General features: G+C 31.9%; 29 protein-coding genes. All 29 read left to right on the forward strand.

The window, feature by feature from the left end; all coding sequences use genetic code 11:
• Window positions 1-408 precede the first annotated feature (408 nt).
• The 29 genes from GSM_RS15085 to GSM_RS11285 all read left to right on the forward strand — a co-directional run bounded on the left by GSM_RS15085 (window position 409) and on the right by GSM_RS11285 (window position 13111).
• Window positions 409-546: a hypothetical protein gene (locus tag GSM_RS15085; RefSeq protein WP_155820741.1), complete on the forward strand. Its 138-nt coding sequence runs from the start codon at window positions 409-411 to the stop codon at window positions 544-546.
• A 38-nt stretch (window positions 547-584) separates the two neighbouring features.
• A complete protein-coding gene (locus GSM_RS11145) occupies window positions 585-785 on the forward strand; it encodes a hypothetical protein (RefSeq protein WP_010078225.1) in 201 nt (66 codons plus the stop codon).
• An 85-nt stretch (window positions 786-870) separates the two neighbouring features.
• Window positions 871-1044, forward strand: coding sequence for a hypothetical protein (locus GSM_RS15090; protein WP_155820743.1), 174 nt, complete (start codon window positions 871-873; stop codon window positions 1042-1044).
• 34 nt (window positions 1045-1078) lie between these two features.
• Window positions 1079-1444: a hypothetical protein gene (locus tag GSM_RS11155; RefSeq protein ID WP_010078226.1), complete on the forward strand. Its 366-nt coding sequence runs from the start codon at window positions 1079-1081 to the stop codon at window positions 1442-1444.
• A gap of 136 nt (window positions 1445-1580) precedes the next feature.
• The gene (locus tag GSM_RS11160) at window positions 1581-2276 is read left to right on the forward strand and encodes a hypothetical protein (protein WP_010078227.1); all 696 of its coding nucleotides are present in this window, start codon (window positions 1581-1583) and stop codon (window positions 2274-2276) included.
• 46 nt (window positions 2277-2322) lie between these two features.
• On the forward strand, window positions 2323-2544 hold the full coding sequence (locus GSM_RS11165; protein ID WP_010078228.1) for a hypothetical protein: 222 nt from the start codon (window positions 2323-2325) through the stop codon (window positions 2542-2544).
• Window positions 2545-2664: 120 nt separating this feature from the next.
• Window positions 2665-3210, forward strand: coding sequence for a hypothetical protein (locus tag GSM_RS11170; RefSeq protein ID WP_010078229.1), 546 nt, complete (start codon window positions 2665-2667; stop codon window positions 3208-3210).
• 110 nt (window positions 3211-3320) lie between these two features.
• Window positions 3321-3752, forward strand: coding sequence for a hypothetical protein (locus tag GSM_RS11175; protein WP_010078230.1), 432 nt, complete (start codon window positions 3321-3323; stop codon window positions 3750-3752).
• Between the two features lie 35 nt (window positions 3753-3787).
• Window positions 3788-4255 (forward strand): hypothetical protein, encoded by a 468-nt coding sequence (locus GSM_RS11180; protein WP_010078231.1) that lies wholly within the window; start codon window positions 3788-3790, stop codon window positions 4253-4255.
• A gap of 32 nt (window positions 4256-4287) precedes the next feature.
• Window positions 4288-4611, forward strand: a complete 324-nt coding sequence (locus GSM_RS11185) for a hypothetical protein (protein ID WP_010078232.1) — start codon at window positions 4288-4290, stop codon at window positions 4609-4611.
• Window positions 4612-4720: 109 nt separating this feature from the next.
• Entirely contained in the window at window positions 4721-5251 is a 531-nt protein-coding gene (locus GSM_RS11190; protein WP_010078233.1) for a hypothetical protein, read from the forward strand.
• Between the two features lie 185 nt (window positions 5252-5436).
• Window positions 5437-5856 carry a hypothetical protein gene (locus GSM_RS11195; protein ID WP_010078234.1) on the forward strand — a complete coding sequence of 140 codons (420 nt, stop codon included), beginning with the start codon at window positions 5437-5439 and terminating at the stop codon, window positions 5854-5856.
• Window positions 5857-5918: 62 nt separating this feature from the next.
• Window positions 5919-6434: a hypothetical protein gene (locus tag GSM_RS11200; RefSeq protein WP_010078235.1), complete on the forward strand. Its 516-nt coding sequence runs from the start codon at window positions 5919-5921 to the stop codon at window positions 6432-6434.
• Between the two features lie 36 nt (window positions 6435-6470).
• Complete coding sequence (locus GSM_RS11205) at window positions 6471-6791, forward strand: hypothetical protein (protein ID WP_010078236.1); 321 nt, start codon at window positions 6471-6473, stop codon at window positions 6789-6791.
• A 45-nt stretch (window positions 6792-6836) separates the two neighbouring features.
• The gene (locus GSM_RS11210) at window positions 6837-7214 is read left to right on the forward strand and encodes a hypothetical protein (RefSeq protein WP_010078237.1); all 378 of its coding nucleotides are present in this window, start codon (window positions 6837-6839) and stop codon (window positions 7212-7214) included.
• Between the two features lie 109 nt (window positions 7215-7323).
• Complete coding sequence (locus tag GSM_RS11215) at window positions 7324-7698, forward strand: hypothetical protein (RefSeq protein WP_010078238.1); 375 nt, start codon at window positions 7324-7326, stop codon at window positions 7696-7698.
• Between the two features lie 3 nt (window positions 7699-7701).
• Complete coding sequence (locus GSM_RS11220) at window positions 7702-8091, forward strand: hypothetical protein (protein ID WP_010078239.1); 390 nt, start codon at window positions 7702-7704, stop codon at window positions 8089-8091.
• 19 nt (window positions 8092-8110) lie between these two features.
• Window positions 8111-8554: a hypothetical protein gene (locus GSM_RS11225; RefSeq protein WP_010078240.1), complete on the forward strand. Its 444-nt coding sequence runs from the start codon at window positions 8111-8113 to the stop codon at window positions 8552-8554.
• Window positions 8555-8610: 56 nt separating this feature from the next.
• Window positions 8611-8859 carry a hypothetical protein gene (locus GSM_RS11230; RefSeq protein WP_010078241.1) on the forward strand — a complete coding sequence of 83 codons (249 nt, stop codon included), beginning with the start codon at window positions 8611-8613 and terminating at the stop codon, window positions 8857-8859.
• Window positions 8860-8930: 71 nt separating this feature from the next.
• Window positions 8931-9092 carry a hypothetical protein gene (locus tag GSM_RS15095; RefSeq protein WP_155820745.1) on the forward strand — a complete coding sequence of 54 codons (162 nt, stop codon included), beginning with the start codon at window positions 8931-8933 and terminating at the stop codon, window positions 9090-9092.
• Between the two features lie 2 nt (window positions 9093-9094).
• Complete coding sequence (locus GSM_RS11240) at window positions 9095-9358, forward strand: hypothetical protein (RefSeq protein ID WP_010078242.1); 264 nt, start codon at window positions 9095-9097, stop codon at window positions 9356-9358.
• Between the two features lie 14 nt (window positions 9359-9372).
• The gene (locus tag GSM_RS11245; RefSeq protein ID WP_010078243.1) at window positions 9373-9597 is read left to right on the forward strand and encodes a P-loop NTPase family protein; all 225 of its coding nucleotides are present in this window, start codon (window positions 9373-9375) and stop codon (window positions 9595-9597) included.
• A gap of 45 nt (window positions 9598-9642) precedes the next feature.
• A complete protein-coding gene (locus tag GSM_RS11250) occupies window positions 9643-9864 on the forward strand; it encodes a hypothetical protein (protein WP_010078244.1) in 222 nt (73 codons plus the stop codon).
• Between the two features lie 105 nt (window positions 9865-9969).
• Entirely contained in the window at window positions 9970-10308 is a 339-nt protein-coding gene (locus tag GSM_RS11255) for a hypothetical protein (protein WP_010078245.1), read from the forward strand.
• 119 nt (window positions 10309-10427) lie between these two features.
• Window positions 10428-10712, forward strand: a complete 285-nt coding sequence (locus GSM_RS11260) for a type II toxin-antitoxin system RelE/ParE family toxin (RefSeq protein ID WP_010078246.1) — start codon at window positions 10428-10430, stop codon at window positions 10710-10712.
• A gap of 14 nt (window positions 10713-10726) precedes the next feature.
• Window positions 10727-11023, forward strand: a complete 297-nt coding sequence (locus tag GSM_RS11265) for a HigA family addiction module antitoxin (RefSeq protein ID WP_010078247.1) — start codon at window positions 10727-10729, stop codon at window positions 11021-11023.
• An 84-nt stretch (window positions 11024-11107) separates the two neighbouring features.
• The gene (locus GSM_RS11270) at window positions 11108-11836 is read left to right on the forward strand and encodes a hypothetical protein (RefSeq protein WP_010078248.1); all 729 of its coding nucleotides are present in this window, start codon (window positions 11108-11110) and stop codon (window positions 11834-11836) included.
• A 334-nt stretch (window positions 11837-12170) separates the two neighbouring features.
• Window positions 12171-12854: a hypothetical protein gene (locus GSM_RS11280; RefSeq protein ID WP_010078250.1), complete on the forward strand. Its 684-nt coding sequence runs from the start codon at window positions 12171-12173 to the stop codon at window positions 12852-12854.
• Between the two features lie 26 nt (window positions 12855-12880).
• Window positions 12881-13111, forward strand: a complete 231-nt coding sequence (locus tag GSM_RS11285) for a hypothetical protein (RefSeq protein ID WP_155820747.1) — start codon at window positions 12881-12883, stop codon at window positions 13109-13111.
• Window positions 13112-13114 lie beyond the last annotated feature (3 nt).

Below are 13114 nucleotides of genomic sequence, written 5' to 3' on the forward strand. Positions count from 1 at the left end.
ATGAATAACCTTGATAGCATAGCAAGCTATCATAACACTTGAATACCTAATGAATTGTTAAGTTAAGATTGCGAGTCTTAATAATCAAACAAGTATATTTTTAAGCACTTGAATACAACAAGGCACTTGCTTAAACAGTATGGAGATAAATAAAGCATACAATATACAACGGGCGAAAAACTACTTGCCTTTAATCTTACGATTGAATAAAATAGGTCAACGCAACAACGATATAAGCGATTATATCAGAGCGTACTTGATTGACGACTTAGGCAGCACCAAGTATAAAAATATGTCAAAGTTTTAAAGTTTTAAAGCAGTGTTCAAATAGACTAGCAACGTTTTAATGGTTAGTCTATTTTATAGAATGCTTTAAATAAGCATACCAATAATAAGGGGTGTATTAAAATGACAACAATCAAAAATAGTAGTTCCGTAACTAAGGCAACCAAAGGCAATACAACTTACTACCTAAGTAATCGTGACGAACAACGTGGTATTGATATTCAATTGGATATGCAAGGCTATACAGTAATCGCACTTTAATAGTAGTAATCTTGCAATATATAAAGGTGGTTTTAATAATGGGTAAAGTAGTCGCTGTAATTGGTTTAACTAATAATCATAGTATTAATATACTTGATATTGATACAGACAACGAAAAAGTAATATATCGTATCAACAATGGTAAAACGCACGTTGTTAAATTGTATCTTACTAATAACCCGTATTTCATGTGTGGGACAACTAGAATAAGGTTATGTACTGCTATGAAAGTTGGTTAAAAGCGTGGCATGGTTGCTATGTTAGTGTTCGATTCACTAACACGCTATTGTTACATATATTATTCAAAAAATGGAGGTAGTTATCATGTATCAAGTGTACGATAACTTTGGTGGTTATCCAGAGCAGTTAAGTAAGAACAGACTTATTGAGCTTGCTAAAAGTGTTTGCCCGTTTAGTTTGATTAGTTCGACTTTTGAAGCAATCAACGAATTGCAACAAGCAGGGTATTATGTATCAAGAATTGACTTATTGTATTAGACAAAAATCAAAAACAAAAAGGTGGAATTTTATTATGAAAAAGACAAGTTTAGTAGCAACTGTAGCTGTAGCGTTAGGCGTGTTTGGTGGTCAACAATTTATCATTTCTAAGCAAGCGGGCGATATCAATTCAGCTAACCAAAGCGTTGCAACAATGAAACAGAAAAACTATGAATTTGCAACTGGTAAACGTGCATTAAAACTCGAAAATGGTCAAACTATTAAGACAGATAAATTTGAAATTCAATACGTTGCTAACGGTAAAAAGTGGAGTGCCGTAATTGTGCCAACAGATAAAAACTCACGTTTATTAGGTCAACAAGGCGAAGGGGCAAAGGGTCTTGAATTAGATAGTGTATCATACCTTGATACTGGTTTAACTACTATTGTTGATAAATAGTAGTAATATTAACATTTTTAATGTAGGGTAAAAAAGAATTTTTTGTCAATAAAAAACATGGCATGGTTGCATTTTGGTGGATTCGATTTCCACCTATGTTGTTGATACATAAAAAAATAAAAAGGGGCGTATTAATATGACAAAGTACATAAATAAAAAAGGACAAGTTTTATCTATCGAGCCAGACGACTGCTCAGAAAATCCCGTACGTGATTGGGATATGTTAGGTACTTACTATACTTTTGAAGGTAGGGCATACTCACCTAGCGAACACAATTACAGTGACGCTATGGAATTTTTGGGCAGCATTATCGGTGACGAATTAGTTGAAAAATTACATGTAAGAAATAATAATACAGAAGATTTTTTGAATGACGTTTTTGAACGTGCGAATAAGTTAGGTTATATCATGTTTCCGATTAGTAAGTTCGAGCATAGCAATGTAGTTTATTCATTAGGTACGGCAAACGGGTGGGATTGTGGTACGGTTGGCGTAGCTTTTGTGGCAAAAGAAACAGTTTGTGCAGAATATGGCGTTAAAAAAGTCACTACTAAAGTCCGTAAATTAGTTAAACAACGTTTTGAGGGCGAACTGGAAACCTATACACAATGGTGTAATGGAGATGTTTATGGTTTTACAGTTACCGACAGTAAAGGCGAATTAGTCGATAGTTGCAGTGGGTTTTATGGTTTGTGTCAAGACACAGATTTGGACGAGGCAGTAAGATCGGGCTTACTGGAAACAGTTGCAGAATTAACCAATTGTGGTAAACCGAGTGACTGGAAAGAGGCAATAGTTGACCGTGTAATTTATAAAGAGAAAATTGCATAATGTAGGCAGAAAAAAGAATTTTTTATAAAACAGAGGAGATAATATCATGTTATTAAAATTTAATTTTGGGGATTATGATTTAATTCAGGTATCAGAAAACGAGTTCAAAAAAGTGTTCCATCAGAATTGCCAAGGCAAGACTAAAAAATATTATTTTGATGACTCAGATATTGAGACAATCAAATATCTTGATGAACAAATCAATGGAGACAATCCTGAAACAGCAGAAAGTGCGCTGTTCTATTTAGAAGATGTTTTTCTACATTAAATTGAGTTAGCGAGAAAAAGAATTTTTAGTCAAAAATAAACACGATATGGTTATTTAATGTAAGTTCGATTCTTACACGTGTTGTTGATACATAAAATAAATTTTAGGGGTTGTATTATTATGGAAAAAAGCAAAGATATATTGGAGAGAATTGCGGACAAGTCGTGGGGTCACGGTTTATGTTTTGAATTAGGCGGAAAATTTAATACAGAACGTGAGTTAGAAAAAATTCTTGATTCATACGGAATTGATAAGGATAACGCAGAAACATTAATGAACGAGGGTATCGGTTATGCCTATATTTACAGTGAAGAAATTGAGGGCGTACAAGTTGAAAATGAAAATGAATTGTGGGTAGTCAACAATGAGTTATCTACTTTTGACGGATTGTGCGATAAGTTATACAAGGACAAAAAAGGGAATTATATATTAGGTTTTGCATATGATACTTTTGATATACGTTTTGCGATTGATATTTTAACCGCAACAATTGGCGTAATCAATTTTGATAATGAGGGCAATGCAACATATGAATGGAAATACACTATGCAAAATGAAGATATAGAAATGCTGCAAAGAATTATTGAAGAGAATGATATGAGCCTTGATGATAGTATTAATATTACAAGAAATAATTTAAGTAAGTTACCATATCCAGTAGCGTAAAAAAGAAATTTTGGTTAGCATAATATGGTTGTGGCAAAAAATTTTTGCTAGTGAGTTCGATTCTCACTTGTGTTGTTGATTCAAAAATAAAACAAGGGTAGGTACATATTATGAACGTAGAAAAGTTAATCGAAACGCTTAACAATCAAACAGTTACACTTGTTTCCAATATGGAATTTGAAAATAAACTTGTTGAGGTAACAACGTTGGAAAAAAGATTAGCAACAACTTGTGAAGAGGGTTGTTTAATCAGTGGCAAGGAATTAAATAGTCGTCCAATGGATTCAATGATGGAAACATTTTTGGCTGATAATGGTATGGCTATCTTTGATAACGATGCTGTGTATTGTGAGTCAATCGAAGAAATTTATGAGGTAGGTAAGAATTTAAAGGATTGTATTAGCGAATTAAGTCGAGGGTATATTTCACAATTAGGTTGTCAATTGACTGGATTAGAAGAAGAGGAATATTGGGAAACACTTTTTGGTAGCTATCCTAATGCAAGAATTAATGAAGATTATGAAGTAGTTATCAACGATTAGTGTAATAAGAAAAGAATTTTTAGGAGGAATTAATTATGACAATGACTTACGAACAATTAGCAGAAAAATTAAAGGTGGCAAAAGATTTTAGAGAGAGTTTTGTCGAATGGACGAAAGATTTCTATGAAGCAGAATACTATTACAATCATTGCACTAAGTATGCAAAGAAAAATAATATTGCTATTGAGGAAGATGCTGTTAAACAACATATGTTTGACAAATTGTATGAAATTGCAGATAGCAGAGGTAATGAATATGAAAGATGTTTAATTGCGGATATGGCGTGGGACTTATGTGGGGATAATCAACCTATCAACTATGGTATTGGTACTGTTGAAGATATTTTTGATAATATTGAAATATTTTTGGAAGCCAATAAGAAAGTTGCTGAAATTGCTAGAAAAGAGACAAATGTTGATGAAGATACATTTAGTGATGAGAGTAATGATTATCTAACTGATAATTGGAGTGAAATGTACGATATGTTAAAAAATAATAAGTAAAATAAAAAAGAATTTTTAGGAGGAAAAATTATATGAGTAGAGAAACAACTAAGCTAGAAAGAATTTTAAATTTCATTGAGGGAAATGGAGAAATAATAACTGGTGTTAAATGCACTAGTTTAAACAAGAATGGTTTTAATGATATGGAAGGTATTCAATGGATAGTCGGTATCAAAATTCTTACAATCAAAGAATATAGAAATGTTCAATTTAGTTGGTTCACTAATTCAACATATATTGACGACTACTATTTAGATAACAACGACAACCCTACTAACAAAGAGTTCAAAGATTCTGTTATGAAAAATATAGAAGAGCTTTTGATCAATACGTTAGCAATGAAAAAATGTAGTTAGCTAAAAAAGAATTTTTACATGATTAAAAGCGTGGCATGGTTGCTATGTTGGTGTCCGATTCACTAACACGCTATTGTTACATAAAATAAAATAAGGGTGGTACATAATTATGAGTTATGAAACAGTAAAAAGTTTTTCAGCAAAAGAAAAAGAATTAATAATTAGAGGTACTTATTCATCAAGTAACGTGACTGACGCATATGGACGGAGAGTAACTGACAAATTTGAGAAAAAATATAAGGATTTACAAGATTTCAAAGATAGTTTGCTAGGTTTTGTTGATGGATATTTTGATGGCACACTTAGATTTTCCAATTCATCTACTTTTGTTAAACGTGTTCGTATGTTACAACAAGAAAATCTGATTGAAAGTCGCAAAGATAAATATGGACTTGTATGGCATTATGTAGTTCGTAATGAAAAAGCGTATAACATTATGGTGGGTAAAGAAAAAATCAAAGTACCTACTTATTCAATCGTAGGTAATCAGAATGTTGTGTTAAGAAAAGTGAAATCTAAAATCAGATTAGAGTCCATGAGAAAACCGACCGTGTTTTATGAAAAAGCAGAAGTAGAAAGAATTTTTGACCTTGTCGAAGATTGGGTCGGTAGTTACGGACTAAGAATAATTGAAAACTAAAAAGAATTTTTGGTCAAAAATAAATATTGATTAATAGTAGTAATATCAACATTATATGTTAGCAAGAAAAAGAATTTTTAGTCAATTGGCAACGTGGCATGGTGCAAAATATGAGTTCGATTCTCATACACGTTCTTGTTACATGGACAATGTAAACAAAAAATAAATTTTTGGAGGAATTAATTATGCCAACAACAAAATCAATTGCAATTAGGAAAGATGTTTATAATTCATTAATGATTTTAGTAGGAAAGATGAGAAAGCTGAATAATTCAGCAGTAGAATTTGAAGACAAAGAGGGGCAAGTAATTACGGAGAACATTGAGATTCCAGAAGTTGACGCAAGTTTGCGACTTGTATTAATACCAGAGAATTGTTCGATTAGATATGATACCTCAATGGGAGATTCAATTGAAGAGAATTTACCACTTTCAGATAAAAAGTTGTCTGAGGTTGGTTTGTCTATTGCAGTTGTTGCAGAAGTTGACGGTTGTGATGATGAAGAGGTGGACATTGATACGACAAAATCAATTGGACAACAAGCAGACCAAATTATGAGATATTACGGACAACGTAAACGTGAAGGGTTTTTCAAAATGGTTTAGTCAATTTTTGAAGGATTTTTTCATTCAAAGTACATAAAAAAAATAAATGGAGGTTGCATATTATGACGTGGGAAGAAGAAATTTACAAGGCAAGCGAGGGTAAAGTTACACCTGAAAATTACAATGATTTTAATGTAGCATTCTACCAAGCCTTTATAGACCAAGTCGCAAGTGAATATCCTAGTGAGGGTAATGTTGGCGATTCAGAGACGGGCGTAGTTAAAGTGTGGGGCATGGAATTACATGTAGAATTTAACTTTGAGTATGTTGATGAAAATGAAGGCATTGAAACACAACCTACCGATATTGCTTTAGTAGAGGAGGAAGTAACAAAAGTAAAATATCTAGGTATAAAAGAAGACTTAGAACACGGTTGTTATATGGTACGTTTCAAAAAGGAGGATCAAGTCAAAGAAGTATTTTTCCAAGATAATGAAGATTTGGTTCAATCAGTTTACGGTGAAGATTGGATAAACCACTTAGAAGATAGTGATGACGATTTGTTAGATATGGCAGATAAGCATTTTGAATTAGAAAAGAATTTTTGGTTTGACTGTGTAGCAGAAGTCGTAAAATAAAGAATTTTTAGTCAAAAATAAATGGAGGTAAATATCATGAGAATATTTGAGAATTTTAAGGAGTTAGAAGAAAGTAACAAGAGTTTGGCACAAGAATTACTGGAAAATTTTGGAGAAGGAGATTGGCAACAAGATCAATTGTATGTTCACGATAGTCTTTCTGAATTTGCTGAATATGAACTGACTGACGGTTGGTATGAAAATAATAATCTAGATAGAGATTACAATGGAGCGCCCGATTTGATGGATTATATTGATACAAAATCATTGGGTAGAGATTTAAGTGAACGTTGGGATATTAGCAGCCACTTTCTATCTGAAAATGGTTCGGTCGTTGAAACTGGTTTTGGTTGGTAGAAAAGAATTTTTAGTCAAAAAATAAAATAAAAGGTGGAATTAATTATGACAAAAGCAGTAATGGGATATGAAAAGGAAAATGGTTTAGTTGTTGCAAAATTTAAAAAGTCGTTCTTTATGAAAATTGAAGGTGTAGTAAAAGAAAGTATCACAGTACACGATACAAAGATTGAAATTATAGATATTACAGAACAGAAAATTTCTGATAGAAGATATGAAGAGGCATTGGACGATTACGGCTTGTATTGTTGTTATAACGATCCAAAAGAAGTTATGGAAACAGCAATATCTGGCGAAGATTCCCCCGAAGATTCACCGTATATTTGGTGTAGTGCTTTAATCAAAAGAAATGATGAATATTCAATCGTAACTTTTGACTTTTTTGACGGAGCAGGATTAACAGTTTTTACGAGTCAAGATTAACAGTATAAAGAATTTTTAGCATAACCATGGTTGGTGCAAAAAGAAATTTTTGTTAGTGGTTCGATTCCGCTATATGTTTTTATTACATAAAAATTAGGAGGTACATATTATGAAAAAAGAAAAATTACTTGAATCAGTAAAATTGATTAAAAAATTAACAAATATTATTCAAGACACAAACTCCGAACAATACTCTATTAATTTAGTTAAGAAAACTAGACAAGAATTGTCGCATAGACTTGACCGTCTAGCAATAAAAGAATTAATGAAAGAGGCTGACGTTGATAAGAAACTATACAATTCAAGAAAATTTTACGACTATCTTTTCCATGAATTAGAGGAAGCAAATTATCATTATCCCGCAGAAGCATTATTGAATTTGGATAAGGATGTTGTGGATGGTTATGAAATAAATGCAAATTGCAAAGACTACATTTATTTTGTAAAGACAATTGCAAAAATAGTTTTAATAGGAGGGGAATAATATATGTATTTGTTAGTTGAAAAAACAATTCATGGTGTAAACGGAAGTTATGCTGAGCTTGACAGTGTTGGTTGTTGGTACGTTCAAAAAGAAAAAATACCTAACGGTACTGACGGACAGACAATGTACAAAATTGATCTTAGCAGACACAATTTAAAAGACTTGTCTGATGATACTCCAGTATATTCAGGTGTAAACGATTATGAAGAATTTACGGGAACACCAGAATATGAGGATAAACAATCACTAATGGAAAAGGTAAAAGAATTTTTGGTGAGAAATAATCTTGAAGTCAATGAATATAACGTATACCTCTTTGCTGAATTAGCATTGGTGGTATGCAATGTACAGGACATTGAGAAATTTATAGACAACGGATTGAAATTACAGTAAAAATTAGGAGGAATTAATTATGGGAAGTTTTAGTTGGAACAAGGCAGATAGTCTTACACGTATCAAGAATGTATATTATGGTGCGCCCTTTAAGTTATTAATACCAAAGGAATTTGGTGGTGGTTTTATCAGAGACCACTACCAAGATTATGGTATTATCACAGACCATAAAACTGGTTTAGATTATGATATGTATGAATTACTTGCCTTTTGGAATAAAGACCAATTATCAATGGGTGGTGAATTAAGGTTTAATGGAGATTTTCCTAAACTAAAATCTGTAGATGAATACACAGACAGAAACAGAGGTTTAGGTATTGATATTGGTTGTTATGACAATCAGATCGACAAACTCAAATATCCATTAAAATTAGTGAGTGTCGGCTTTAAAGGTTCTTACGAAGATTTGGATAAACCTAGCTACGGAGATCCCAAACAAGGATTTTATCCTGTTGAAAGATAGTATCTGTTTAATGAAAAAGAATTTTTAGTTAAGTTATAGATAGGGTGGTAATTTTTATGAAAGAATATCGTGAAAATTATTTGAGAATAATCTTGCCTGATAAGATCAAAAATACGAGAAAAGTGTTGTTTAGACATGAAGAAAATTTTCTGCCTATACACGTTCTTGTTGATCTCGACAACCCAAGCGATACACGAGTTGGAGAACATATTAAAGACTTGTTGACTACTGAAGAGTGGGACGATGTTTTAAAAGATATCAGAGAAAAAGAAAAAACTGAACAGATAGAAAAAGAAAAAAATTAAAAATCGGACTAGTTTTGGCAGCTTAGAGGTTAATCAATTTTTAGGTGATTGGTCAAACATTAGCAGCTTAAATGAACGACCAGAGTTTGTTGGTACAAAAAATTTTTGAAGGTAAAGTTAAGGGGAATTGGCTGACCGATGAAAATGGTAAGCGACATAAGATTGATGCTAATCAAGTAGTTAGTTTTAAATTTTACGAGACAAAAGAAGATTTTGATAAAAGGAGAGCTTAATTATGAAAATAATTTCACCCGTTGTTGCGAGAAATGTAGCAGATAAAGTTAATAAAGCTCCTAAGATTGAGGAAGAAGACATGAAAAAAATTAATGAAATAATTACTTCATGTTCAGAAGAAGGGCAATACTGGTTCAGAATAGTATCTAAAAGAATGGAAACTCCAATGGATGTTATTCAAGACGAATTATCAAGATTAGGTTACAGAGTGGGAGATGTAGAACCTCACGAAGAATTTATTGTAACTACATTTTGGTTTAAATAGAGGAGGGTTTAGCTATGGGAAAGAAGACGGGCAACGTATCACATATTAGATATATTATGAATAATGATCCAATAAAAGGAATTTTAACAGTTCATGATATGCGAGATATAGAGTTTATTGATGAAAGAGGAAATTGGTGGGAGACAGAAAGTCCAGTGAAAGAAGAGATTCACTATATACCAAAGTCAGAAGAATATTTTGATACATTAAAGGAATTAAAGCAGAAGTATAATGTATAATGTTACTAAGTAAAAATAATCAAAAAAATAAAGGGGATAATAAATATGATTAATGCAAATTTTGGGGATTATGATTTAATTCAGGTTAACGATAATGAATTTAAGAAAGTATTTCATTCAAACACACAGGGAGTTGAAAGAACATTCTTCATTTCAGACAAAGACCTAGATTCATTTAAGTCTTTGATTGATGAAATTGAAGAAACAGAAGATTCAGACACTAAGTTCAACAATATCCAGTATATAGAAAATAACTTTTTAGTATAGTATCGAGTAAAAAGAATTTCTGCATAGTCTGGTGGCATAAGAAATTATTGTGGGTTCGATTCCTACTTGTGCATTAGTACAAAATAAAATGAGGAGTGATACATAATGAAAAACAATATTGAAGAAATCTTTGCTGCAATGCAGAAACATGATTCATGCGCTATCTACTATGAGGTTAGCGAAGATAATTTCTATTTGCAAATTGATCCAACAATGTACACAATGAATGAATTATTCAAGTCAGGAAACATTAAATATGTTGCTACAAAGAATGTACGTGGGTTTAATAATTCTAGTAAGAAAGAATTACTTAACAGAATGATTGTTCTTTGCAACAAATTAGGTTATAGTAATAGTATGAATATTAACATTCAAATCGAAAAGCTAATCAAGGCTATGTATGTGTATGATATCTGCAAAAAAGAATTTTTGCAGATTGCTTAGTACGATATGGGCGATAAAATAACTATTTTATCATTGGCAATAGGACATATTTTAAATACTTGACTATACACGTGTCCCGTGTATAATACATATTAAGATAAGGTAAGGTAAGTAAGACTATGATAAAGAATTTTGCTGACAAGGAAACAGAGAAAATATACAATGGTAATTTTTCAAAAAAGCTGCCTCAAAATATTCAGAAAAGAGCTTTGACCAAACTTATGATGATCGAAAGCTCAATGAACATTAATGATTTACGTGTGCCACCATCGAACCACTTAGAAAAACTGGTGGGAGATAGAGAGGGGCAATACAGCATAGCAATTAATGATCAATATAGAATTTGTTTTACACTTGAAGATATGAATGATTTCTATGATGTAGAGATAGTAGATTATCATTAAAGGAGAGATATATTATGGAGAAAATTCCAACACCAAAAATGAGTGAAATTTTAAAAGAAGAATTTATGCAACCATTAAATCTGACCGCATATTCTTTAGCAAAAAATATAAATGTTCCTGTATCTAGGATTCAGGATATAGTACATGACCGTAGAAAGATTACGGTAGATACTTCCGTAAGATTAGGAAGATTTTTGGGTACGTCTGATCAATATTTTTTAAATATACAGAATGATATTGATCTAAGAAATGCAAAAAATGACAATAGCGAGGATTACGATAAAATAAAAAATTTCCAGCCTTTATGCTAGTAATTTAAAAATAGGGTTACCAAAAACCTTATTTTTTTATTGTAATAGTAGTAATATTGACATAAAATTTAGGAGTGAAGTCGAGTGAAAAAAAGAATTGCAAAGAAAAAATATTCAGTAGAAAAGAAAAATGATTATCTGAAGTTTATACATGAATTGGGAGACATTGTACTCACACACTACTTTGATAATCCAGTTTGGCGACCACACGATTACGATAATTATGAAAAACTGTTCAGGATCAACATGTACATAAGGCAAATTTCTTGTACTATTAAGCCAAGAAATTTTAATGACGTGTATAAGATTGGTCTGTTTGTCGGAAGAGATGAACAAGACAATATCACGTATCGCCTCTATTTAGACACTCTTGATGCAGCAGATTTTACAAGATATGATGAGAGCCTGTTGACTATTGAGGGCGTTTTTGAACCAAACCATCTCAAATACGATATCGCAACTATCAAGGACTATATGTTACTTCATTATCTGGAAGATAAAAAAGAAATTCTTGGCCGTAGTACAGAAGATATTAATAATTTCAATAAAATTATTGACAATATTATTGAAGCAAAGAAGTGTGTCGGTGCTTCGGAAGTTGGTATCAAAGTAGAAAAGAATGCGAGTCCCGACATGGAATTATTCTTTTATGGGGTATCTAGTGAAGAGGGCGATAAGTTATCAGATATAATATATGGAGATAATTATTGGAAAAAATTTAGTAATTTTTATCATTCTGTAGAATATACCTTCTCTTATGAGGAAAGAAGAATGCGTAAAAGTGATCAAGGTAATTATCAATATATCTTATAGTAGTAATATTGACATGGAGGAATAAAATGATAACGAAAAAGTATTACACAAAGTGCAAATTGTGTGGTAAAGAAATCAATATCACTAGTGGAAATGCGGTGTTTGATCGTCACTTATCGACTCACAATAATCCGATAGGCAGAAATTGTAATCAATGGTATAAAGACTATTTCAAACGGGACAAACACACTTGTGTATGTAAATTATGTGATAAGGAATTTTACCATGATAATTTATATTCTTGGTCTAGTGAGCAGTATGTTAAGCATCTAAAAAATGAACATAGTATTACAAAAAATTAGCAACATGAAAAAGAATTTTTAGGAGGAAAAGTATGAGATATGACAATGTAGGTAAGATAGTTGTAAATAGAGTAACAGGACGTGAGCGTTTAGTAGGAGAAGAATTTGACGCTAATTCTTTTGTATCTATTACACTTTATGGTGGCAACGTTGTTAAAGACGGAATCACAGGTCGTGATGAAATCTTTAACAATTTGTCGGATAGAATAGTGGAGCTAGAGCTTTCTCCGAGACAGTGGGGAGAATTTGTGAGTTCTTTTGGTGTTGGCTGTGGTACTACTTGCACAATTAGAAGTGCTACTGGTCGTAAGATTGAAAATAAATATGTTACACCTAATTCATTAGAGCGAAGTGAACATACTATTAACCATGTTTTAAATGAAAAATTAAAAGATTTTTCTGAAAAACAAGAAGTCATAGAAGAAATTCTTGAAAAAAAAAGTATTGGAAAAGCAGATAGAGAAAAATTAGGAGCATTGTATGCTGACTTTGATAATTTTCTATCTTCCACAATTCCATATATTAAGCAGAATTTAAGAGAAGAAGCTGATGATGTTTTAAGTAGTGCAGAGACACAATTTAAGCATGATCTTAATCTTATTACAAACCAATATGGGGAAAGAACTATTAGTGAAAAAGTTAAAAATTGGGAGAATGGAGCGCTAGATGTGATATCGGAACATGGTTCATCGGAGGTTGAGAACGTATGGGGATAAAAAGATTTATTAATTATATAAGAGCTATGCGAAAGATAGATTCGCTCATAGAGAAAGGTTGGAATATAACCTATGAGATAGTTGATCAAAAAGAGAATGGTACTAAGGATATTACAGGTGTCGATTACACAGTCTCATCTTATGTGGAATCGCCAGAAATGAATCCATATGAAGGCTCTTATTTGGACTGTTATCAGGCTTCATTTAATACGCTCGAAGAAATGTATATATGGTTGGCAGACAATATAAAGGAGTGATAA

It is taken from the genome of Liquorilactobacillus mali KCTC 3596 = DSM 20444, assembly GCF_000260415.1.
Taxonomy (GTDB): domain Bacteria; phylum Bacillota; class Bacilli; order Lactobacillales; family Lactobacillaceae; genus Liquorilactobacillus; species Liquorilactobacillus mali.